This is a genomic window from Kosmotoga arenicorallina S304, assembly GCF_001636545.1.
GTDB classification, from domain to species: domain Bacteria; phylum Thermotogota; class Thermotogae; order Petrotogales; family Kosmotogaceae; genus Kosmotoga_B; species Kosmotoga_B arenicorallina.
This window is the reverse complement of sequence record NZ_JFHK01000003.1, coordinates 21,112-45,989: the sequence shown is the minus strand read 5'-3', so window position 1 is coordinate 45,989 and position 24,878 is coordinate 21,112. Positions and strand designations below refer to the sequence as shown.

Genomic DNA, 24,878 nt, shown 5'->3' with positions numbered 1-24,878 from the left:
TTATAGGTGGTTTACCTTGACCTTTCCTGAAGAAACAACAACCTCTATTTCAAGGGTTTCGGCATTGAAAACCAATAAAGAAGCTGGAGATTTTTTTGAAAGCGTTCCGTATCCCCATCTATCTATTCCAAGAGCTTTTGCCGGCGTGGTGCAAACCGGTTTCAAGGCTTCCTCCACATTTAATCCCTGTCTTAAAAGCTCCCTGAAAGTTTTCAGAAGGCCATCAACGGGAGAGGATTTCAGTTCTATAAGAGTTCCCGATTCATCGAATACAGGCAAACTTCCAAGCCCATCTGTTGAGACGCACACGTTATCAAGATTCCCGAGCTCCTTTTTTAGTTCACTCAAAACCTTGGCTGTCTTTTCGTTCGCTGTTAAGTCGATAAAGCCTTGCTTCTCTTTTATCCATCTTATCCCTTCTTCCAGCAGCTTTTCGTTTCTCGAAACGTGTGTGGGAATTAGGTGAGTAGGAGGAAGTGTACCGTCATCTGTCGCTTCAAAGAGCGCCGCCATGCCTTCGGGAGCATTCCCCATATGACAGACAATAGCCCCCTTCTTTCCTGAAATCATACCTGCAACCCGTATATTCAGAGAAAGTCGTTTCAGTTCTGATGCCGTCACTGCACTTCCTCTGTGATCGGCTATTGCTAACTCTCCAACGCCAAGCACTTCGGGAATAAGAACCAAATCTTTCATATGGTCGCCAGTGATGGTTTTGATAGGGTATTTATATGAACCTGTCAACATCCATGCGCTGATGCCTTCTTCTCTGAACGCCCTCACCTTTGCCAGAAGGGATATGTGATCCCGGGTTATGGCATCTGTACCGAGCAGCCCAAGAACAGCCGTAGTGCCACAGTTCAAGAACTCTTCCGGAGTTCCCTCACGGGTGCGGGTAATGTAACCTCCTTCGCCACCGCCGCCTATTAGATGAACGTGGCCATCAATAAATCCCGGAACTGCAAAATGCTTCCCAGGATCAAAATTTATCGTATCGTATTCTATTCCCCCGGGAATTATGCTTTTTGAAATTTCGCATATCTGTTCATTGCATATGAAGACGTGGTTTACACCAATGTTTTCTGGCGAAAAGATATGCAGGTTCCTCAACAGAAGCATTCCTTTCCCCCTCCTATCAGGTTCTAAACTTAGTTTAACATTTAACCGAAGATATTTTCCGGATATGCTTATAAAAGTTCTCTGGTCTTGTGCGCTTGATTTTGTAAAAGGTACTACGCTTTCTGTATTTGCTTCTTTTGGAATTTTCCCGTTAAATCGTATAGTATTGAATTGTCGAAAATATTGAAGGTTGTGATACCTTTGAAGAGAGAGTTCAGCATTGCAAAGCTGAAGCGATTTCTAAAAATTACCTTTGCTTTTGCTTTGTTAGTGATAGGCTTTGTGTGGAGTTGGGCAATTGTTTTTTTAGCCATTCTCGTTCTGAACATAAAAACATTGTATCGCGCTTTACTTGGCAAATTACCCCTTGATGTCCCTGAAAGTTCCCTGGATAAGCCAGAAAGCCTTGTTTATAAACGCAGCGGAAATACGAATTTGAAGCTGGATATTTTCTATCCAAAAGATCACACTACATCAGCAGACAAGAAATACCCAATTGTTTTTTTTGCACATGGCGGTGGCTGGGTAAGCGGTTTCAGGAAGCAGGCAAACAACATTTCCTGGTGTAAATATCTTGCTTCGAGGGGATTTGCCGTTGTTAGTATTGATTACCGCTTTGGCATTGTTTCACACATCGACGATATCCTGAAAGACTATTCAGATGCTTTGAATTTTGTTAGGAGAAAGGCGGAAAAATTGAGTCTAGATCAAGAAAGGATAGCACTGATGGGCCTTTCAGCCGGTGGGCATCTTGCGCTTCAACATGCTACCTATCATTCTTATCATGACAACCAGGACGAAATGAAAGGCATTAAATGTGTTGTGGCATGGTATGCCCCCTCAGATCTCATGGATCTGTGGGATGATAAGGTAGAATCGCTTTTTGCGCGCTTTGCGGTATCAACAACGCTCAAAGGATTGCCGGCACGAAATGAAGAAGATTACATTCGCTATTCTCCAATAACATGGGTATCTGAAAAAATGATACCGGTTTTTCTCGTTCATGGAAGCAACGATAAAGTAGTTCCAGTGGATTCTTCAGTAAAATTCTTCGAAAAGCTTCTAAAAAATCATGTTGAAGCCTACCTTGAGATTTACAATAGAGCCGACCATGCTTTTGAATTCGAGCTGAAAACTTCCAAAACGATACAGCTTATTGAAAAAACGGTTCGATTCCTGCGTTCACATCTGTGACGGGGGTGATGGATTTGGATGTAAAATTCGATTATGTGAAAAGAAAGATAGACTTTTCCAGTGGTTATGTTTTTAAAGGCAGGCATTACAGGTGCTCAATAATCAAGTATAAAACACTGTATGAAAAAGCCTTGAAGGGAACAGAAAATGTTGAAATATATCATTTCACACCAAAAGAAGACACCGTTGGCAGCATACTCATCCTTCATGGTCTTGGATCTTTGAACATTCCCTTTCTCTTTTGGATGGGTAGCCATCTGGCAAGTGCAGGACTTCAAGCTTCGGTGATGATACTGCCGGGAAATTTCACCAGGACGGTTAACCAGTCAGTCAGCGGAAAAGACTATTTTTCAACAGATCTTGACAGGTTGATAACAATGTGGGAGCACGCTGTTGTTGATACACGTTCAACACTGGATTTATTGGAACAGGAAGGTGTCTGGCAAGAAAACAACTGTGTTCTTGGTTATTGCCTTGGTGGAATGGTTTCGGTTATTATCGGTGCCTTAGAAAAAGAAAGGGTCAACCATACCATACTGATGACAGTGGGTGGGCACATGGCAAGGATATTCTGGGAATCGCCTACTATTGCCTTTGCCAGAAGGGGATTCAAAAGGGGCGAGGGGAAAAAGGGCTTTCTCGATGAAAGGGAAAGGCTTATTCACACTTTTGACAAAGATATAGAACAATTGGAGCATTTTTCTTCAGTTTCGGAACTGCTGGCCTCTGATGTTCACCCTTTGTTCAAAGTGGATCCCCTGGCTTACGCGAAGTTTGTTCAAGCTGATAAGGTAACCATGATCGAGGCGCTTTTTGATAGAGCACTTCCGAAGCAAAGTCGAAAATTACTCTGGAAATTGCTTGGAAAACCCCAGAAGTATATCGTGCCTGTGGGACATGTAACCTGGCTTCCCTTCGAGTATGCCCTGGGAAAATATGTCCTCAGAAAACTTGGAATAAGAGAAGCGCGAAAACGCATGAGGCTTCTCGAACCTGTCAAAGTTGAAGATACAATTGAGGAAGAGGAAATTAAAAAATAGGCTGAAAAGGAGGGGAATATGAAGAGTTTCACATTAATACTTGTAATTTTAATCTTAATGTTTACTCTCTCCGGGTGTACCCTTCCAAGGGAAGGTAGCCTTGAGCACTTCACTGTTGCGGATGTTCTTTCGTATATCTATAAACTCTCTTTTGGGCCTGTGGTTGGTAAACTTCCCGAAGAATTTTCTAACTACCTTATTAAGGAAAATCCTTCGAGAGACTCTACTCCGATTAGCTTCACGCTTTTAGGCGATATCATGTTTACCGTAAATATAAAGGATGAGATATACCAGGAATATCCTGAGAGATTAAAAGAGTCAGACTTTACAATAGCCAATCTGGAATTTCCGGTAAACTCTTCAAAACCTCCATCAGGTTTTCCTCACTTTAATGGTACTGTGGAATTTTTCGAAAAAGCGGTTATGCCTTTGCAGCCAGATTTGCTGAATATAGCCAATAACCATTGTCTTGACCAGGGTATGGAAGGATTATACTCAACGATTGAACTCTTAAATGCGCACAAAATCCCTTTCGTGGGCGTTGAGTTGAACTCAAAAAAATACATTGTTTTGGAACGTAATGGTGTTAAGATAGCAGTGACCGGGTTTACTTATTCCACAAATGCTATGGAAGATGCGGGAGACTGGATTGTCAACAAAATAAGGCTTAACCGTCCTTGGAATATTGAAGATGAAATCGCCCCCCTGATTTCACTGATTCAGGAAATGAATGAGCAAGCGGATATCGTTATAGTCGTTCTTCACTGGGGCTTTGAGTATGAGTTCACTCCTACGGATAACCAGATATTTATTGCTCATAAGCTTGTTGAAGCGGGTGCTGATATGATAGTTGGCCACCACCCACATGTTCTTCAAGATTTTGAACATTATATGGATAAAAAGGGACATACAGGTTTGATTTTTTATTCTCTCGGAAACTGGATCACAGGAATGAAACAGTCATACACCCGCACTACAGCCGCAGCCAAGGTTTTTCTTGATTCTCAGGGAAAAGCGATAGGAATTGAAGTATATCCATTTTTGCTTGAAAAAGGACGTTGCTTGCCTATGATTAATGTCGAAGAAAACGTTTATGTTCCTGCTTCTTTTAAGAGATGCTCTTCATGGTAGGCATTATGGAGGGAATCAGATGAATAGAAATACTGGAGGGGTTTCACCTGCCTTATTGATCGGATTGTCTTCGATCATTTTTGCCATTTTGATATATCTTTTTCCGATTTCACCCATAGCACCACCTGACGGTCCAAATAATGTTGGCTTCAGAACATTCGAAATTACCAATCCATCTCCCATCGCCGTCGAAGAAATAAATTACAAGGACGCCGATAAAATCAGGTTGGATATGTGGTATCCAGCTGGAGATATAACTGGATGCAAAAGGAAAAGCTGGATAGACAATGACCCTCGCCTTTATGAAGGCTTTGAAATTGTAGCCGGCTATCCGGCAGTCCTTTTTAAGCACTTATATCAGGTGAAGGCAAATTCTTATATTAATGCAAAGCCTGCTAAACTCGATGAAAAATACCCTGTTATCATAATTTTGCCCGGCTGGTCTTCTATAAGTGAACTGCATACCTCTCTGGCTGAACTTCTCGCGAGCTATGGATATCTTGTCGTAGCGGTAGAGCATCCAGGAGCGTGCACAGTTGTGACTTTCTCAGATGGGAGTACTTACTACTTCTTAGGAACCGATCTGCCAGAGAAACTTACAAATATGAGCATGGAAGAAGCTGTGGATCTCCTTGCCTCATATCTCGCAAAAGACATTGACTATATCTTTACACTGTTGCAAGAATTAGACAACGATGGAACATCAGAATTTTACGGCAAAATAGATCTTAACCGCGTTACTCTTTATGGACACTCGGGTGGCGGTGCTGTCGCGCTGGAATACGCTCTAAATTATGGGAATAGGTTATCTGCAGTAATACTTGCTGATCCCACCACTACACCGTTTCCTCCTGAAGAGCTTGAAAATGGCCTTTCTATGCCCGTTTTTTTAATCGAGTCTGAAGAGTGGGGAACAGCGGGTCCAAGGCATGAAAAAATTGCCATGATTCATGAGAACACAAATTCGCCGTCATATTACATGAGTGTACAGGGGACAAAGCACGTGGATTTTGCCATGGTCAGGCAACTATCCCCGCTTTCATATTTCTTCGGGGAAACTGGAAAATTCATGAACAAAAAGAACGCCCTTCATCTGATAGACCTTGCCGAACTGTATTTCTTGAATTCTGTGTTCTTTGGAGAACCAATTTCACCACTGATTCAGATCGTGGAAGAGACCCCTGAATTGGAACTCAAAATCTCGAGGTGACCATATGAAAAGAACAGTTCTTTTTTCATTGCTTTTGCTTCTGATATCGATGGGAGTGCAAGCTGTCGAAGGGGTAATAGTTATGCCCGTGAAAATGCCATGCGATGACAGCCTTTATGAACATTTTGGCTCGAGAACCGCGAACATCCAGATCCTTGATTTATCATGTCCGGAAGAAAACTTGTATGTTTTTATTCTCAAAGGCTGGCTTTTTTTACCCAACTCCGAAATTCACAGTGGAGAAACCACGCTGAAATTGGTAGGGCGGGATACGAATTTTGAGAAAACGCTATCTCTGAAAAGAAATGGCAGCTATCTAACTTTAGAACCTCGATTGCTTTTGCTTTCCAAGGACATTAAGACCGTTGAAGTGATGGGGGTTTTGGTGGATATATCAGAGCTTGTGAGCGTAAAGCTTCCCTTTGAAGTTGTTAAATTTCCCATTGATGCCATAAAGGAAGCAGGCGTTTTTCCAGTTTCGGTTGAAGGTAATAGCTGGGATTTCTCTGAAAAGCTTCCGGGAAACAGAATATTTCTGATAGTTTCAGCTGGCGAAAAACCTACCGGTGGCTATTCTCTTGAGGTTGGAAAAGTGAACCTGTATAAGCATAAGATCACCATGGAAGCAACGCTAACCTATCCGCCAAAGGGTGCTTTTGTAACACAGGTACTGACCTATCCTGCCGTAATGCTTAAACTTCCCGAGCTTTTAGAGGGCGAATATGAGCTTGAGCTTGTACTCCTTTCTGAACAGGATGGAATGAGATCTGCGAAAAGCTATAAGAACGAGTTGATAGTAACTTCGCCTGAGTAAGTTTGAACAATCTGGAAGGGCACAGGAAGTTCAGGAAATTATCGGGTTTTCTGAACGAAATTCATTTGTGAGGAGTTTTTCTATTGCTCTTGCCTCAGCGGGTTTGCAGAATAGATAACCCTGCCCGTAATCACAACCGAGCTTTTTGAGGAACTGCCTTTGGAAATCTGTTTCAATACCTTCTGCCACAACAGAAAAGCCAAGGCTGTTGGCAAGGGCAATGATTGATTTGATAATGGTAACTGTTTTAGAACTGTCTTTGATTTTCTCTTTAAGATCGTTTACAAAGGACAAATCAATTTTCAGATGGTTTATAGACATAAACCTGAGATAATTAAGGGAAGAATAACCTGTACCGAAATCGTCAATTGCAATTGATACCCCCATTTTCCTCAACGCTTCTATTTTTCGGATCGCGCTTTCAGGATCTTTTACCAGAGCACTCTCGGTAACCTCTATGCCCAACGTGGTTCCCGGTATATTGTACTTCTCAAGGCTTTTGCTTATCTGTGAGACGATATCATCTCTATGAAGCTCCAGTGCAGAGAGGTTGATGAATATAGGAACCTGTATCCCTTTTTCGAGCCACTTTCTTGCCTGTCCGCAGGCTATATCAAGCACTTTTTTGCCAAGCAAGTGTATCAAGCCGGATTCTTCCGCGATCTCTATGAAAACGTCAGGACTAATATATCCGGCTTCTGGATGGTTCCATCTTGTGAGGGCTTCAAGAGATGCTACTTTACCCGTGGTAAGGTTCACTATTGGCTGATAATTAAGAGCAAGCCCTTGTTCTTCACCGTTCAATACTCTTCTTAACTCCTGTTCAATGAAGATTCTTCGGCTTAAATCAATACCCGCTGATTCATCGAAATAGAAAAGCTCCTTTCCCTCTTTTTCGGCTGTATGGGCTGCTATCTCAGCGTTTTGAATGAGTTCTGCGAAAGATAAGCCATTTTCAGGATATAAAGCAATTCCCATAAAAGGGTTCAGTGTTATTCCTATGTCCATGATTCTGAAAGGTATGGCAAAGGCTGTTTTTATTTTTTTGGTGATTTCCTCTATTTGTTTTCTGCTGGTTATTGGGAACATCAAGAAAAAATTGGCTCCTTCCAGCCGGCAAATTCTTTTTTTGCTGCCAAAGAGTTTTACAAGCCTTTCGGCAACATCTACAAGGATGGCGTCTCCAAACATGTGGCCAAAGGCTCCATTTATCCTCCTGAATTTGGTTAAAGAGAGATATACAAAAGCAAAACGGCCATGGGAAAGCTTTAGCCTTTCAAAACGCTCTTCCAGCTTTCTTCGGTTAGGCAACCTTGTTAAGATGTCGTGAGTAGCCAGGTACTTGTATTTTTTTTGTTCTTTTCTGAGATTTTCCTCCAGTTGAAGCCTTTTATAAATCGTCGAGATCTGTGATGAGATGAGAACAAGAATCTCTTTCAACTCTTCGTCGAGCGCTTCTCCTTTTTTCGTTCGCCGGACAAGGAAGCCTACCCTGTTCCCTTCAGTTAATATGGGAACTAGTAAAAGCTTTTCAGCAGGCACGAGTCCTTTGCTTTTGAGAGTTGAAGTGAAGCCATACGGTAAATAACGCTCTATTTCAGCGAACTCAAACATTGCCGGTTCAATGCCATTGTAGGCATTTGAAACCTCATAAGGCAAAGATAGGCCCACAGCTTTTTTAATACTGGTAGAAGCAACGATTTCGAGCTTTTCATCTTTCTTTAGAAACAGCGTTGCTTTACCAATTTCCGGAATGGTGGCGAACATCTTTTCCAGAAAAAGCTGATAAGGATTCGCTTCCACAGGAGCTGACAACGTGTCGTTTATACTTTCGATAATGAGCTTTCTAAGCTTGTTCAATTTTGCGAGCTTTTGTTGGGCTTTTTTTTGCTGGGTAAAGTCTCTCACTATTAAAAGAACTTTTCGATTATCAATTGGGCTTATCCTGGCTTCATAATATCCTTTGCCAGCTTTGGTCGTTAGCCAGTAATCCACAATTTGCAGTTCCCCGGTTTCACATGCCCTGCTAATCGCACTTTTCAACTTTTTGAGATCATCCAGGAAAAAACCTGCATCGTCTATCTTGCTTCCAACTATTTCGTCCGGAGAGAAGGCAAGTTTCGAGCTTTCGATTACTCTGAAATCAAGGTAAACTCCTTCTTTTGAAATTACAAACATCATATCTGGAAGCGCATTGAGCATGCTTTGGATATATCTTTCTCTGGCTTCCAGAAGTTTTTCTCTTTCTTTCAAAGGTGTGATATCAAGAATTATACCTTCCAGCTTTAATGAATTGCTGGATGGATCTCTTTTCTCCACCCAAAGAAAAACCCTTGACCATCTCCAGGAATTGTCACGGGCTTTGAACCTCACTTCAATTCGTGCGCTGGGTTTGCCATTTTGAAGCTCTTCGATAGTTTTATCTATCAACGGGATTTCTTTTGGGTGAATGAGTTTTTTTAAAGAATCAAGATCTTCTGGGATCTCCCCATAGTTGTACCCACATTTTCTGAAAAGATCCGGCGTAATGGAAATTCTGCCTTCTGGAAGTTCAAGCTCAAAAAGAGAAAGGTCTATCGCATCGTGAACGAGTCGGTAGAATTTTTCGGGGCTTTTCAGCATATTTTTGTAATCAGAGAACTCGCTTTGGGATATATCATTCTTCGGAGCAAAGCCTTTGGAAGGATTTTGTGAGCTATCTTTGTGAAATTTTCTCTCCACGTAATTACTCCTCCCCATTGCTTGTTTTTAATATATGGTATAGATTTTCGTATCAAACTATTGATATGATTCATCATATGAATTTTATAACAAACAACTCCCCGAAAAACAGCCAACGGCAATTTGTTGCACGAATGCAATGAACAATTAATGTATTTTAATTGTTTAAACATAAATTTATTTCAATCGCCTAAGATAAAAGACCTGCTTTTATTTTTTTAAAGGTTGCCAGGACAAAAAGCATGGAAGTGGCTATGATTAAAGTGATATCTTTTAACAGGCCGGGCCAGGTTTGCAACTGCAGCAGCAGGTTTTTCACCGAAATGAAGGTCCAGTATGTAGGAGCCCAATACAGAAAAATGTGGCTCTTTTCGGGTAAAGTCATAGCGAGAAATACCGGAAGCACAAGCACGGAAAAGCTTATTTTCATGTTCGCTATGCCATTCATCTGGTTAGTGCTGATGACTCCAATCCAGAATCCAAAGACTACTCCTATCACAGAACCAGAGATAGTGAGTATAAAAAGCATCAGTGGGTTAAATTCAGAAATCCCAAGTATCCACACTACCACAAAAGCGTGAAAAATAGGTGCTAAAAAGCCTATCAAACTTCTACCGGCGATGAAATCCAAAGTGCCCATAGGCGTTACCTGAAGTGCTTTCAGCGTTTCTTCCTCTTTTTCCTCTATAATATTAAAACCTATAATCATACCTCCAAAAAGGAATGACCCTATTATAACCAGGACAAAGCCATATAAGGAAAGAGGAGGGAGCTTTCTTCCAAGTTCGCTTTCGGTAAAAGATAAAAGCTTCCCTGATGGATTAAGGGAATAGGATAATATCTCCGATGCAAGAGAAAGATATTCTTCGGGTTCGTTTCCCTGGGCAATGAGTATCAGTTTTCCTTTTTCCATGCGAATACCAAGAAAATCATCATACCCTTCAATGCGTTCCATAAGTTTTCCGGTACTGCTAAAAAAGGTGACCGGGGCAAATTTTTCGATTCTTTCCACAAGTGTCTGGTTCAGGGGCTCAACCGCGCCAAATTCTATGGATAGGTCTCTTACAGCGGGAATAAAAGCCCTGAGCAACACCGCGAGCAATATAGGAGCAATTAAGATATAAAGGAGCATACTGTCCCTGACGCTGTTCTTCAAATCTCGCTCAAAGATCCTTATTAACCTTTTCATAATCCTCTCTCACCCTTTCCTCGCGTTTTTTAGGTAAAGCACTGTTGCCAGCCATAGCGAAATCGCTCCCATAACAAGTGGATACAGGAGAAGGGGCAAGCTTAATGAACCTACATAACCCGGAAAAGCGGCTTCTTTTAAGGTTATCAGGATAGGATATGTTGGTATCAAACGGATAACCATAGGCGTAAAGGCTGGAAAGATATAACTCACCACAGGCAAAGCGAAAAATAGAGCTGCGGCCATCATGGGAAAAAGCGCCTGGGACATATTGTCGTAAAAGGTAGCGAAAATGAGCGCAAAGGAAGTGGCAAAAAAGCTTCCAACTATTACTACCAGAGTGAGGAACGGATAATTAGCATCGGTTCCTACCACGAGAGGCGTTAGAATATAAGTGAAAAGCAAGCCGAGAATCTCAAAGAGAACGATTTTTCCAATGAGGTTTTCCAGAGCCCTGCCGGGGGTGACCATGTAAGCTGTCTGCGTTTTTTCAGTTTTTTCGCTGATAGACATCGCAAAAACAAGCACTACCCCCAGCAAGACGGCTTCCATCAAGAGAAGCACTGGAAGAAACCACTTGTTCATAGGGACTTTTATGGAAATCTCCGGATTAAGGGTTTCCATGGTGATATCTTCATCGATTCCTATATCGCCTGTAAACAGTTTAGAAAGCATTAGCCTAACGATTTCTTTTGTCCTTTCGCTTTCATATCCCTGAAAAACCAATTCTACCCCCGGATCCCCTGATGCTTTGATTATTACGCCGATTATGTTGAAGTCTTTCCCCATTTCGTTTTCAAGATCTTCCCTGTTTTCTGCAATGATAAGGTTTTCAGATTGCGGGATATAAATGGTGCCCGCTTCATCATAAAGAACCAGTTTAAGGCCTTCTTCGACGCTTTCGGGCAACACAAAGCTAATAATCAGAAAATAACCAAGGGCAACACCTATAACTATCAGAAAAAAATAACTGCGCCAGCCCAGCTTTACATCCTTGATTACATTAGCCAGAATGCGTTTGAACATCATACCAGCCCCCTGCCTGTTACCTTGATGAATATGTCTTCAAGGGAGGCTTCCATGCTGTGGATGGTTTCCATTTTTCCCGAGCTTATGAGTTTGTTTATTCTCTCTATGTCATCGGCTTCGGTCATTGAAAGAAGCTCTCTTTCTATTTTACCGTCAGACCTGTATTCTACTTCGACGAGCTTTTTTCCGTATCTAAGCTTCAAATTTCGCGGAGTGTCTATCAGGACGATCTTGCCAGCATTGATAAATGCCACCCTGTCGCAAAGCTCTTCCGCCACGTGCATATTGTGCGTGGTGAGAAAAATGGTCACCCCTTCCTCTTTTTTATGCTTGATGAGCTCCTTTATCTGCGAAGCGGTGGCTGGGTCAAGCCCCGATACGGGTTCATCGAGGAACCATATTTTGGGGCGGTTTATAAGAGACCTCGCGAAAACCAACCTCTGAAGCATCCCTTTTGAGTACGTCTTTGTTTTATCGTGAGCGGCCTCTTCGAGCCCGACTAACCTTAGCAATTCGTAAGGGTCTTCCGTAGGCACATCGAACATGCTTGCAAAAAACTTCAAATTTTCGTATCCGGTAAGCTTCATATACACATTTGGCTGTTCAAAAGAAACCCCGATCATGTTGTAAAAGCTTCCTGAAACTTTCCTGATATCTTCGCCTGATACTACTACTTTCCCCTTCTGGACAGGAAGCAGTCCCGTTAGAATTTTCTGGGTCGTTGATTTTCCCGCTCCGTTAGGGCCCAGAAAACCGAAAATTTCGCCTTCATTGATCTGGAAACTTATTCCTTCTACCGCGTATCTTTCATCATTAGTGTAAGAATAGAAGAGATTTTCAACATTAATCATCTTTCCCACATCCTTTCAATCCGTGTTCGAGAAGGTTAATTACCTTAATGAACAGCTCTTTCGATTTTTCTGCGCTTAGATCTCTTGACTTTTCATAAATGTAATCTCCCATTGCCTGAAAAACAGAGGTGATAATGCGTGCGAGCACTTCGGGTTCAAGATCTGTATCAAGCTCGCCTTTTTCATAGCTGCGAAGGATGAGTTCTTCCAAGAACCCATTGCCATCTTGCGTAAAATCATGTAGAATTTCTCTTTTGAGTTCAGGGTCTATCATTAGTCTGTTTGCAATGGCTGTATATTCAGGATTTTCCCTTGCAAATTCCACAGCTTCATAGGTCATAGCCCTTAGAATTTCAAAGAGATTGGAAGTGCTTGTTAATACCTCACGAAGCCTTTTGACTTTGTCAACATATATCAACTGAATGAGATAATGAAAAAGGTCTTTTTTATCTTGGAAATACTGATAAAAGCTTCCTTTTGGAATACCTGCTGCTTTAACAAGGCGGTTTACGCTAACCGCGTGATAAGGGTTTGAAGCAAAGAGGTCCAATGCGCTTTTGATAATCCTTTCACGCTTTCTTTGAGGCAAGTTAAAAAAGGTTTTCTTTGGCATTTGTACACCTCCAAATGACCGTATGGTCATATGACTTAACGGTCACATTGTATCATACAGGTGATCAGAATGCAAAACCTCGTTATAGAAGAATATCTAATTCCGTACTTTGCGTTTTTTCAGAAAGAAGAACAAAAAAGCCGCAACCGCGGTTCCAGAATAAGAGAACACAGGATATGAAACTGAGTATTCCGTGTCAAAGGGTAGATAATTTATTATGAGGGGAAGCATCAGTATTTGTATAAAAAAAACCCAGAAAACAGCTTTGATTTTATGTGTCATGCCAATAATCAGCACTAAGTATGTTATGGAGAAATATAACAATAAATCGAGAAACAGGTGTGAAGGGATTCCAAAACTTTCTTTGAATACTCCACGCAACTGGACAAAGGAAAAAAAGAGATAGAAAGGTATCAGTATAATCAATGAAAAAACAAGAAAGCGTTTTGCTACTTTAAGAAATTGGTATCCAAGCAATACAGTCCCTAACCCGATGAAATTTGAGAAAGCGTCCTTTACATCACATACCCTGTATTTCAACAGCCCCTGTATCGGTTCAAGGGCAAAAGCGGAAAGAAAAATCGCGCCACCCAGAAAAACGAGCATTTTCTTGTTGCCGGAATTCTCGATAACAACAAGCAACAAGCCCCCACAGGCAAAAATGAAAAAGTGAACGAGTTTATCTGAATTGCGGCCATTGCCTGAAAGGCTAAAGGGCATGAAATACAGAAACAAAAGGAAAACAAAGTATGAAATAATGAGAAAAATAGATGTTTTTCGTGTCATGTTATTATTTTATCAGCTTTTGAGATTTCATCGCGAAAATTCTTTAAAAAATCCGCCCGAGTAAAAAACAGATAGCTGATATACTTCAAATGGTTATGCCACAAAATTCGTGACAAAGGACGGTGGATATATGAACTATGGGAAAGAGTATGTAGTTGAAAAACTGGTGGATTTGGTAAAAATTCCCAGCCCATCTGGTTTCACTGAAAAAGCTATTGAATATCTTGGCAAAGAACTTTCGAGGTTGGGTTTTGAACCAAAGTACACCAATAAAGGCGCATGCTATGTTTGTATTGGTGGAGAGGGAAACCCCGTTACCTTCGCAGCTCATGTGGATACACTGGGTGCCATGGTAAAATCCCTTAAATCGAACGGAAGGGTAGAAATAACCCCCATAGGCGGTTATATGATGAACAGCATTGAAGGTGAAAACTGCGAAGTCCATACTAAGAATGGCAAAGTATATACGGGAACAATTCAAACCGTGGCGCCTTCGGTTCATGTATTTGAAAATGCAAGAAAGATTGAAAGAAAACCCTCTAATATGGAAGTCCGGCTGGATGAAATAGTAAAAAACCGTGAAGACCTTGAAAAACTCGGCATAGAAGCCGGGGATTTTATCTCCTTTGACCCAAGAGTCGTGGTTACGGAAAACGGTTTTATAAAAACAAGGCATCTTGACGATAAAGCCAGTGTGGCGATCCTCCTTGCTGTGGCGAAAGATGTCAGCGAAGGCAAGTTAAGGCTTTCAAGAAAAACCTATCTTTTCTTTTCAAATTACGAAGAAGTGGGGCATGGTGCTTCCAGCGGCATTCCTTCTGATTCTGTTGAGGTTATTTCAGTGGATATGGGGGCTGTTGGTGATACACTCAGTACAGATGAATATGTGGTCTCGATCTGCGCTAAAGACTCTGGTGGGCCTTATGACAGAAGGCTTGTGAAGAGATTAGTGGAAAAAGCCAGAAAGGCAGGGGTCGATTATTCGGTTGACATATACCCCTTCTATGGTTCCGATGTGGAGGCTTCGTTGATAGCAGGATACGATGTTACATTTGGGCTCATCGGACCCGGAGTGGAAGCTTCACACGGATATGAAAGGACACATTACAAAGCGCTTGAAAACACCATAAAACTTATCGAGTCGTATTTAAAAGACGGATAGAGTATATATTTTGATTCAGATTTTTAGAGCTTTTTTCTGAGCAGAGTCTAAAATTTACTATTGGCGAAAGGAAAATCATGATAAAATAAAATTCAAACAATTCAAGTTTTGCACTTGAGTGGAATTTGTATTTAGAGATTACACGTGCAAATTCAACGTCTTTAATGGTAGCTTTGTATAGTCATAAAAGTTCTTCAAATGAAGCATTCTGTTTTTTTGTGAAAAAGCCTTGCTTTCACAGTGCTCCCCTTAAAGAATGCCTCAATATATTTGACATCAGTATTTGCTCCCTTGCAAAGCAAATTTTCAGTCTTTTAGCAAAATCAACATATCTTGGTTCTCGGAAAAATTGTTACGGATTTAGAGCCCAAATCTTATTTACTGGCTTTCCTTGGAAAACGCAAGCAGGTGCGTAAACTGGAAACCCGGTTGTTATTTCATATAAGGATGTGAGAAAGATGAGGAGAAAATTGACAAAACTTATTATCATTTTTTCATTTCTGCTTTTAATCGTGAGTTGTATTCCCCTTATCCCGAGAATTACCGGAGAAATATATGGCAAAATCACCCCCTACGATGGATACGTTGTGAGCTCTTCTGAAAGTATCCCTTATGGCTCTGCAGATGTTTCTTATGAACAAGCAAATGAACACGTAGTGGGTGAATATATTATAAAACTGGATGTCGATCATAACATGAGCGAGATGAAAGCTGCCTTAGAAGCTGAAGCATGGTATGAATCTTTGTCTGTAAAAAGCACTTTGTCCACGGCAGACGGTTCTCTCAAGTATATGTTGATTGAATCTAAGTTATCTCCAGAGGACCTTAAAGAAAAGTTGAAGGCATATCCCTGGATAATAAACATCGAAAGAAATGGTATTTGCAAACCCCTTGAAATGATATCCCCTGAAATTGCAAGCACCATTGCGCCAAATGATACATATTACAATTTACAGTGGCATTATGCAGCCATAAATCTTCCTCAGGCGTGGAATACCACAAAAGGGAGTGTTGATGTGGTTGTAGCTGTTCTTGATACGGGCGTTCGCTTTGACCATCCGGACCTGAACAGCATATTCTTAAATGGTTATGATTTCATCGATAATGATGGCAATCCATCAGATCCGGGAGATCCGGGTGCTCCTTCTGAGTGGAGTCACGGAACGCATGTTACAGGTACAATAGCTGCCTTCACGAATAATAGCCTTGGAGTTGCAGGCGTAACTTGGGGTGGGCTTTCAAACATTAAGGTTCTTCCAGTAAGGGTTCTTGGACCTTCAGGTGGCTCAAATTTTCAGGTTGCTCAGGGAATAATATACGCTGTCGAGCATGGCGCAAAGGTTATAAATATGAGTCTTGGAGGGTCTTCACCGAGTACTGTAATGGAAGATGCGTGCGATTATGCTTATTACAATGACACAATAATTGTTGCTTCAGCGGGAAATGACAATTCCAGCCTTTTATATCCCGCACAGTATTCAACCACCTTTGCCATAGGAGCAGTAAGGTATGATTTGACAAGGTCTTATTATTCAAATTTTGGACCAGCCCTTGATTTTGTGGCTCCGGGAGGTGATCTCACCGTTGACCAGAATGGAGATGGATATTCAGATGGAGTGCTAAGTACGAGCTGGAGCATTGATGATAACTATGCTCATCCATATGTTTTTCTTCATGGAACATCAATGGCAGCTCCTCATGTTACCGGGGTAATAGCCCTGATGATCTCAAATGGAATCGTGGGTGTAGAAACTATAAGATCGATACTTCGAAACACCGCAACAGATTTGGGAAGTGTAGGATTCGACAACTACTATGGTTATGGTTTGATAGATGCATATGAAGCAGTAACATATTACAATAATTGGGAGCCTTTAATAGTGTTCAGTACGAACAAAAAAGGGAATCTTGATAACTATTCCCTGGTGAATGATGACGGTTCTTACGTGTTGCCAGTTACTTATTCGGAGTCCTATGTCTTTGCATGGCAGGATTTTGATCACGATGGCGATTTAAGTTATGGAGATTTATACGGGTATTACGGTTACAGTGGAGGGGATCCCGATGAAGGCTTAGCTTTGGCCGTCTACGTTTCAGATGGAGGTCAATCATTGGCGAACTTTACCTTTGGTGTGCTAATAAATGAAAACTACAAACCAAGTGCAAAAGAAATCAAACCGATGCTTGAATACAAGAGGGGATTGATCGAAGCTCATTATGATAAATTGCATTAATATGCGTTTGTCTTTCTAGATCGCAAAGGCTGTTAAATTCAAAAACTCGTGAACTGCCATTAAAGAGATTCTTCGGAAGAGGATTTTCCTGCTTTTTTCATTTAATGAGGTCTGTTTCCCCATAAAGGCTGATTTTCTTTGATAATAATCGAAGAAAGGGTTTTGTTTGGAAAGTTGTTGGTGGTATTATTTGTGTGTAACCGGTTTCATACGGGGTGATTCTTTGAGGATAACGATGGCAAAAATTGCAGAGCTTGCTGGTGTATCCAAAGCTACAGTATCAAGAGTTTTAAATAGCAGCGGGTATGTTTCTGAAAATACCCGTGAGAAAGTTATGAAAATCGTAAGGGAGTTTAACTTTGTGCCCGATGCTCGGGCTGTTAATCTCAGCAAGAGCATGACCAGAACGATAGGTCTTGTGCTTCCCTCAACATCAGGGCCCTTTTACATGGAAGTGATACGCGGTATTGAAGATGTTCTTGCCTTTGATGGATATTACATGCTTCTAATGACTTTTGAGGCATCAAAGAACAAGAACGAAACTCGCAAAAAATACAAATCACTACTCGAAGAAAAGCGTGTGGATGGACTCATCGTTTTCGATCCGGAAGCAGATGAACCCTTTGTGCAACAAATGGCAAGGATAAAGAAGCCCTGTGTGTATTTGGGGAGAGAATATCAGAAAATTCCGATAGACACTGTTTCAGCAGATAATGAAACAGGGAGTCGTCTTATGATGCTTCACCTGTTGGAAACGCATGGCTTCAGAAAAGTTGCATTTGTAAGAGGACCGCTTGATAGTTACCATGGCATGGAGAGATTTAAAGGATACAGAAAATCCCTTACCGAATGGGGTATAAAGTGTGATGATGAACTTGTGTTTTGCGGTAATTTCACAAGAGAAGGAGCCGAAATGGTTGCTGAATCAATATTTTCTGCTAAGCCGGAAGCCATTTTTGCCTCAAATGATGAAATGGCGCTTGGAATAATCCACAAAGCCAAGCAGCTCGGATATTCGCTATCTGATATGCCAGCTATTGTTGGATTTGATGACGCGCCCTGGGCAGAGCACATAAATCCCGCTCTTACCACAGTAAGGCAGCCTATGTATGATATTGGCAGAACTGCAGCAAGATTAATAATGGATAGGCTTTCAGATAATGGTCATAAAGCGCCTATGAAAGTCAAATTGCATACGAATGTTGTTGTAAGGGAATCATGCGGCTGTTTTAAAAATAGGTTTGAATGATATTGCTTTCTCGCACATTATGTAACCGGTTTCATACGAAGCATGCTAAATTAACAAGGAGGCACAGAAATGTTTGACAATGGTTATGGATATTTTTCAAAGGATTATCGGGAGTACATTATAAAAACTCCAAAAACACCCCGTCCGTGGATTAACGTCATTTCTAATGGCGATTATGGTGTTGTGGTATCAAATACAGGATCAGGGTATAGCTGGCGTACCCACGCTTCGTTGAACAGGATAACAAGGTGGAACCAGGATATTATCAGAGACAATTGGGGTAAATATATTTACATTCGTGATGCCCTTTCGGGTAAATTTTGGTCTCCATCATGGAAACCTGTCTGTTTAACACCACAGCAGTTTGAGCTTTCACACGGTTTGGGGTATTCAGAGTTTAGAACGCGATATTTCGATATATTTTCGAAATTGAGAATATTCGTTGCCAGGAAAGACCCTGTTGAAATCTGGACTCTCACATTAAAAAATGACAGCAAATCGGAAAGAAGGCTTTCTCTTTTTACTTATCTTGAATGGAATCTTGGGGCTGCACCTGATTGGCACAGAGAATTTCACAGGAGTTTTATCGAGACAAAGTATGATGAAGAGATGAATTGCATAATCGCCCGCAAAAGGCTTTGGGAGTTGGTAAATAAGAAAGGCCAACACTGGAACAGGGATTGGGAATACACGGCTTTCTTTGCATCAAACCTGGCGCCACATAGCGCCGATGGATCAAAAGAGAATTTTATTGGAAGGTACGGTGAATTGAAAAGGCCTGAGGCTGTTGTCCTGGACAAGCTTCACAAAACTTTCGGGAGTTGGGAAGACCCAATTGCTTCTCTCAAACATGAAATTATTTTAAAGCCAGGTGAGGAAAAAACAATCATTTACCTTCTGGGTGCAATAAATCAGAATGAATCTCTTAGCGAAATACTTGTGAAGTTTTCATCAGAAGAGTCAGTAAATAGAGAATTGGAGAGCGTGAAATCATTTTGGACGGAGCTTTTGGGTACATTCACCGTTGAAACACCCGACAGGGCTTTTGATATTATGAATAATGTTTGGCTCAAATATCAAGCGATTTCCGGACGACTATGGGGAAGAACGGCCTATTATCAAACCGGCGGAGCTTATGGTTTCAGAGATCAACTTCAGGATAGCCAGATTTTTCTCTATCTCAATCCCGATTTTACTCGTGAGCAAATAAAGCTGCATGCGCGCCATCAGTTTTCATCAGGGATTGTTTACCACTGGTGGCATCCTATAAGTGAGGAGGGCAATATCTCTGGATATTCCGATGACCTTTTATGGCTGCCCTTTATAACAGCCAGATATCTCAAGGAAACGGGGAATTTTGAATTACTGATGGAGAGAGTTCCTTATTGCGATATGGGCGAAGGAACGATTTACGAACATTGCACAAAAGCCATTGACAATATGCTAATGCGTTTCGGTAGCCATGATTTGCCTCTTATAGGGGATGGAGATTGGAATGATGGCATGAACGCCGTTGGAACCGAAGGAAAAGGTGAAAGCATCTGGGTAGGCCATTTTCTCTATGGGGTGTTGAAGGATTTTGAAGTTGTGGCTGATGTCATGAAAGATTTCGAAAGAAAGAGCAATTATTTTACCAGAGCGGAAGGTTTGAAAAGGGCGTTAAATGAACACGGTTGGGATGGTAAGTGGTATCTAAGGGCTTATAAAGATAGCGGTGAGCCCATAGGCAGTTCAAAAAACCTGGAAGGGAAGATTTTCTTAAATGCTCAAACATGGGCAATTTTGAATGATACTGCGCCTGATGACAGGAAAAGGATTGCTTACGCATCTGCCAAAGAAATCCTTTTCAGGGAATATGGACCTATACTTTTTTATCCGGCATATACTGTCCCCGATCCTGAAATTGGATATTTGACGAGGTACGCCCCTGGCACGCGCGAAAACGGTGGCCTTTATACACATGCAGGTACATGGGCTGTGCTCGCAGCAGCAAAAATGGGAGACCCTGATACCTTCAACATCTATCGAAGTTTCATGCCCGTATATAGAGGAATGGAGCCGGACAAATACATGGTTGAACCATATGTTACTCCCGGTAATGTTGATGGACCTGACTCCCCCTATTTCGGAAGAGGTGGTTGGAGCTGGTATACGGGTTCAGCAGCCTGGTATTTCATTGCTGGTATAGAAGGTGTGCTGGGCATAATCCCAACATGGGAAGGGCTGAAGATTAATCCAATGGTTCCAAAAGAATGGGATCAGGTGTTAGTAAAACGCAGGTTCAGAGGGACAGAATACAATATTGCCATAAAGCGTACACCTACAGAAAAAAGGGAAATCATTGTTTGTGGGGAAAAAATAGACGGCAATACCATTATTCATGACAGTGATAAAAAAATTGTGGATGTGGAAGTCCACATTTGAAAAGGAGGGGTACACATGAAGTATCTGAAGTTCAACATCTTTCTTTTTCTAATTCTAGCATTGACGGCAATGGGTGCTGTTGAATTTGTAGATCCGCTCGATGTTACTGGCCATCTCAGTAACGACAACACAGGAGCACTGTTTCTTCAAAGCAGCAACCTTGCTGTGACGGGAAAATATTCAGTCAAAGTGCTACCAAGCGGACAATCTCCTGAAACAAAAATTGCCATAACCCTTCAAGGTGAGTCTCTTGAGAAGCTGGCAGGCAAGGATGTAATGAAATTATCTGTATTTATTGATCCGAATGCTAAGACAAAACCCAACAAATTCTTTCTGGGTATGGCAGATGTAAAAGACGGCTGGGCATGGATTGATGGGGTGTTTTCCGAAACTGAAGTAAGTGATGGCTGGAATACCTTATTGTACAAGCTCAGCAAGCCTATGCAGAATATTAAGTCAGATGGAAGATATACGTTGTATTTCTCGTTCTTCGAGGAAACTGAAGGTGCGAAAACGCCCCTTGAAAGTGCTTTCTATGTTGATGCGCTTGTCGCAGAAAATTCAGGCGAACTCACTGAAAATTCTTACATCTGGAACATGGATACAGCGGAAGAGATCGCCACTTTCAACAACGACAATACCGGAGCTGCATTTAGCGCATCGAGAAAGTATGTTGCACAGGGTGTTGCATCTATGGAAGTAAAGCCGTCGGGGAAAGCGCCTGAAACAAAAGTGGCCTTGCAAATCCCAGCTGAAAAGATAGCCGATTGGGCACAGGCTGAAAATGTAACCATGAACCTCTTTATTCCTTACGGCACGAAATCCGTACCAAATAAACTCTTTCTTGGCATGGCTGATCTCACTGACGGCTGGAATTGGGTTGACGGGGTTTTTTCAACAAATGGCATCGCACCTGGCTGGAACAGGATTACTTTTGATTTCACTGACAAAATGAAAGACCTAAAATCAAATGGCAAATATGTGGTTTACCTTTCTTTTTTCAGAGAAGAAGAAGGCAACAAGATCCCTCTCCAGGATTCCTTCTATGTTGATGGCTTGTATGTTGTTAAACCAGCATTGGCTGTCGAAAAGACAGTTGAAAAGCCTGAAGTAACTGAAGAACCTGTTCAAGCTGCTGAAGCTCCCAAAGGCCTTTATATCTGGAACATGGATACAGCGGAAGAGATTGCCACGTTTAGCAACGACAACACAGGAGCCGTATTTGAGCTTGACACTAATAACTTCATCCAAGGAATGGCTTCAATGAAAGTAATTCCCTCCGGCAATGCTCCAGAAACGAAAGTGGCTCTTAACATACCAGAAGACATGCTAAAAAAATGGGCTGATGCGGAGGAAATTATTCTCAATCTCTACATTCCCGAAAACACAAAACTGCTACCATCAATGTTCTTTATGGGAATGGCAGATCTTAGCGATGGCTGGGCATGGGTTGATGGAGTATTTTCAGAATCGAAAGCTGTGCCAGGCTGGAATGAGATAGTTTTTACTTTGTCAGACAACATGAAAAAGGTAAAAGAAGGCGGCAAGTACACCATATACCTTGCCTTTGCTGCAATTGGTGATGATAATAGCAAAGTGCCTTTGAATGAGCCGTTCAATATTGATGGCCTTTTTATTAAAGTCAAAGAGGAAATCGTTCGAAACTATATCTGGTCAATGGATGCTCCTGAAGAACTGGCTACTTTTAACAATGACAATACAGGAGCTTCCTTTGAGCTTTCGGAAGATTTTGTCATCCAGGGTACAGGTTCAATGAAGGTCATTCCATCAGGAGAGGCCCCGGAAACAAAGGTAGCTATGCCTATCCCTCAGGATAAGATAGAGCTATGGAGCCAAAGCAACAAGATAACGATGAACCTTTATATTCCCGAAGGCACAAAACTCATTCCAACCATGTTCTTTTTTGGTATGGCCGATCTTACTGAAGGTTGGGCATGGGTAGGTGGCGTCTTTTCGAATGATGAAGCCAAAGCAGGTTGGAATGAAATCAGTTTTGAACTTGCGGGTAGCATGAAAGAAATCAAACCCGACAACAAATACATGGTATATCTGGCTTTTGCGGGTTTCGATGCGGAAAAAAACAAAATTCCGCTTACTGAGCCTTTTTATATAGATGGCCTTTATGTAGAAACTATGAAAACACTCACTTTCGAGGATCGGATGAAGATGGCCGACCCTGCCATTGTGAAAGAAGTGGAAGATCTGCTGAATCTTGATGATGAAGAATTGCTCGCGGCTGTGGAGGAGAAAGCTTTCTATTATTTCTGGAATGAAGCCAATCCAGAAAACGGGCTTATAAAAGACAGAACGAGAAAGGACACACCAGCGAGTATTGCTGCAGTTGGATTCGGGCTTACAGCTATACCCGTTGGTATAGAAAATGGCTGGATAAGTAGAGAAGAAGGATATAAAAGAGTTCTTACCACTTTGAAGACCTTTGCAGATGGAGAAGTCGAAGGGAAAAATGGATTTTTCTATCATTTTGTTGACATGAACACCGGGAAAAGAGCCTGGGATTGTGAACTTTCATCTATTGATACGGCACTCCTGATGGCTGGTGTGTTATTCGTTAAAGAATACTTCGCCGGGACGGAAATAGAGGAATTGGCCGATCGGCTGTACAGGAACGTGAACTGGCAATGGATGCTGACAGATGACGGGGTTCTTTCAATGGGATGGAAACCTGAAGGAGGATTTCTCGGTGCTCGCTGGGATTCCTTTAACGAGGGTATTCTTGCTTATATACTCGCGGTGGGTTCCCCAACTTATCCCATTCCACCAGAATCCTGGGACAAAATTTATCGACCAGTGCATGATACCTACATATCTTTACCCCAGGAAACGCTTTTTGTTTATCAGTATCCTAATGTATGGGTAGATTTCAGGAACAGAGTAGATAAATACGCAAACTATTTCAACAACGCTGAAGTTGCTACCAGATATAACTGGCTCTTCACCTTTATGAAAAGGTTTGACTATGAAACATACGATGCTGATGTTTGGGGACTAAGCGCCTGTGATGGTCCTAATGGCTACAAAGCATACGGTGCATCAGAAGACAATCATGATGGAACGATAGCCCCTTATGCATCAATTGCTTCCATAGTGTTTACTCCTGACCTTTCAATATCAGCAATTAGAGGCATGCTAGAAAAATATGGGCCTATTATCTGGGGGAAATATGGATTCGTAAGCGGATTTAATGCCGATGCAAATTGGGTTTCAAAGGAGTTCGTTGGTATCGACGTTGGAGATATCGTGTTAATGCTTGAAAACTATCGTAGCGGATTGATATGGAAATATTTCATGAAAAGCGAATACATTCAGGATTCCCTTAAAGCTCTTGGTTTTGTTGAGAAGGAAGTGGATTACGCTATAACTCCCTGGTATCAGGAAGAGTTTGAAAAGCTCATGCGTGCCCCTGCTGAAAAAGTTGCATATGCTATTGAAGCTACTGAGCCTGTAAAGGTTGATGGCAATCTCGATGAATGGGAAGGTATTCAAGGTTACGTTGTGAACGAAGAAATGAATGTTCCGGCTGGAGGCATAAAGAAAGTAGATAAAACCAAGCAGGTGCTTCACAGCACTTTCTATGTAATGTGGGATGCAGAAAATTTGTATATGGCCGCAAAGGTTTATGACGAATACCTCGTCATAAATATAGAGCCCACAGATCTGGGAGCGTTCTACCGTACAGACTCCGTAGAGTTTTATATAGATCCATCAAGAGCAGGTTCAGATGCGGGAATTATGAAACTTGCCATATTGCCCTTTGATACAGAAGGGAATCCGCAAATTGTGAGACATGAAGATGCTAATCCTGGAAAGATTTCCGATGTTGCCCCTGAAATTCAAGTCGCAACAAAAAGGACTGACTATGGATACGACCTTGAACTCAAAGTTCCTGTAAAATACCTGAATTTAAAGCCGGCTTCTGGTATGAATCTTGGCTTCTGCTACACAATTCACAATTCAAACGAAAAAGACGCCGGTCTGGGTGAATATGTGAGAGAAAACATCATTTCATGGAACAATTTGCCGGAAATATGGGCCAATCCTGAAAATTGGGGCACATTAACCCTCAAGTAAGG

At 41.6% G+C, this 24,878-nt stretch carries 17 protein-coding genes; 10 read left to right on the top strand and 7 right to left on the bottom strand.

Features of this window, described 5'->3' with window-relative positions:
* Positions 1-1,119, bottom strand: coding sequence for an amidohydrolase family protein (locus AT15_RS01900; protein ID WP_068345824.1), 1,119 nt, complete (start codon positions 1,117-1,119; stop codon positions 1-3).
* Between the two features lie 192 nt (positions 1,120-1,311).
* Between AT15_RS01900 and AT15_RS01895 the strand changes: the two genes are divergently transcribed.
* From AT15_RS01895 to AT15_RS01875, 5 genes are read left to right on the top strand one after another with little or no spacing between them, the layout of a single operon-like run.
* The gene (locus tag AT15_RS01895) at positions 1,312-2,313 is read left to right on the top strand and encodes an alpha/beta hydrolase (RefSeq protein ID WP_235598475.1); all 1,002 of its coding nucleotides are present in this window, start codon (positions 1,312-1,314) and stop codon (positions 2,311-2,313) included.
* Between the two features lie 8 nt (positions 2,314-2,321).
* Positions 2,322-3,353 carry an alpha/beta fold hydrolase gene (locus AT15_RS01890; RefSeq protein WP_068345822.1) on the top strand — a complete coding sequence of 344 codons (1,032 nt, stop codon included), beginning with the start codon at positions 2,322-2,324 and terminating at the stop codon, positions 3,351-3,353.
* An 18-nt stretch (positions 3,354-3,371) separates the two neighbouring features.
* Complete coding sequence (locus AT15_RS01885; RefSeq protein WP_068345820.1) at positions 3,372-4,484, top strand: CapA family protein; 1,113 nt, start codon at positions 3,372-3,374, stop codon at positions 4,482-4,484.
* A 19-nt stretch (positions 4,485-4,503) separates the two neighbouring features.
* Positions 4,504-5,694, top strand: coding sequence for an alpha/beta hydrolase family protein (locus AT15_RS01880; RefSeq protein ID WP_084251394.1), 1,191 nt, complete (start codon positions 4,504-4,506; stop codon positions 5,692-5,694).
* 4 nt (positions 5,695-5,698) lie between these two features.
* Positions 5,699-6,508 carry a protease complex subunit PrcB family protein gene (locus AT15_RS01875; RefSeq protein ID WP_068345818.1) on the top strand — a complete coding sequence of 270 codons (810 nt, stop codon included), beginning with the start codon at positions 5,699-5,701 and terminating at the stop codon, positions 6,506-6,508.
* Positions 6,509-6,538: 30 nt separating this feature from the next.
* On the opposite strand, the gene AT15_RS01870 is transcribed toward AT15_RS01875, so the two are convergent.
* From AT15_RS01870 to AT15_RS01845, 6 genes are all read right to left on the bottom strand, one after another.
* The gene (locus AT15_RS01870; RefSeq protein ID WP_068345817.1) at positions 6,539-9,229 is read right to left on the bottom strand and encodes a sensor domain-containing protein; all 2,691 of its coding nucleotides are present in this window, start codon (positions 9,227-9,229) and stop codon (positions 6,539-6,541) included.
* A gap of 190 nt (positions 9,230-9,419) precedes the next feature.
* Complete coding sequence (locus AT15_RS01865; protein WP_068345815.1) at positions 9,420-10,418, bottom strand: ABC transporter permease; 999 nt, start codon at positions 10,416-10,418, stop codon at positions 9,420-9,422.
* A 9-nt stretch (positions 10,419-10,427) separates the two neighbouring features.
* Complete coding sequence (locus AT15_RS01860) at positions 10,428-11,444, bottom strand: ABC transporter permease (protein ID WP_068345812.1); 1,017 nt, start codon at positions 11,442-11,444, stop codon at positions 10,428-10,430.
* The gene (locus AT15_RS01855; RefSeq protein ID WP_068345810.1) at positions 11,444-12,298 is read right to left on the bottom strand and encodes an ABC transporter ATP-binding protein; all 855 of its coding nucleotides are present in this window, start codon (positions 12,296-12,298) and stop codon (positions 11,444-11,446) included. Before AT15_RS01855 ends, AT15_RS01860 begins: the two co-directional genes overlap by 1 nt.
* On the bottom strand, positions 12,291-12,911 hold the full coding sequence (locus AT15_RS01850) for a TetR/AcrR family transcriptional regulator (RefSeq protein ID WP_068345808.1): 621 nt from the start codon (positions 12,909-12,911) through the stop codon (positions 12,291-12,293). The genes AT15_RS01855 and AT15_RS01850 overlap by 8 nt, the downstream gene beginning before the upstream one ends.
* Positions 12,912-13,007: 96 nt before the next feature.
* Positions 13,008-13,697, bottom strand: a complete 690-nt coding sequence (locus tag AT15_RS01845) for a VanZ family protein (RefSeq protein ID WP_153019684.1) — start codon at positions 13,695-13,697, stop codon at positions 13,008-13,010.
* A gap of 130 nt (positions 13,698-13,827) precedes the next feature.
* On the opposite strand from AT15_RS01845, the gene AT15_RS01840 reads away from it, so the two are divergent.
* The 5 genes from AT15_RS01840 (at position 13,828) to AT15_RS01820 (ending at position 24,876) form a co-directional block, all read left to right on the top strand.
* On the top strand, positions 13,828-14,859 hold the full coding sequence (locus AT15_RS01840; RefSeq protein ID WP_068345804.1) for a M42 family metallopeptidase: 1,032 nt from the start codon (positions 13,828-13,830) through the stop codon (positions 14,857-14,859).
* A gap of 458 nt (positions 14,860-15,317) precedes the next feature.
* Positions 15,318-17,093, top strand: coding sequence for a S8 family peptidase (locus tag AT15_RS01835; RefSeq protein ID WP_068345803.1), 1,776 nt, complete (start codon positions 15,318-15,320; stop codon positions 17,091-17,093).
* 235 nt (positions 17,094-17,328) lie between these two features.
* The gene (locus AT15_RS01830; protein ID WP_153019683.1) at positions 17,329-18,342 is read left to right on the top strand and encodes a LacI family DNA-binding transcriptional regulator; all 1,014 of its coding nucleotides are present in this window, start codon (positions 17,329-17,331) and stop codon (positions 18,340-18,342) included.
* A 69-nt stretch (positions 18,343-18,411) separates the two neighbouring features.
* A complete protein-coding gene (locus tag AT15_RS01825; RefSeq protein WP_068345801.1) occupies positions 18,412-20,766 on the top strand; it encodes a GH36-type glycosyl hydrolase domain-containing protein in 2,355 nt (784 codons plus the stop codon).
* 15 nt (positions 20,767-20,781) lie between these two features.
* A complete protein-coding gene (locus tag AT15_RS01820; protein ID WP_068345800.1) occupies positions 20,782-24,876 on the top strand; it encodes a glucoamylase family protein in 4,095 nt (1,364 codons plus the stop codon).
* Positions 24,877-24,878: the final 2 nt, after the last annotated feature.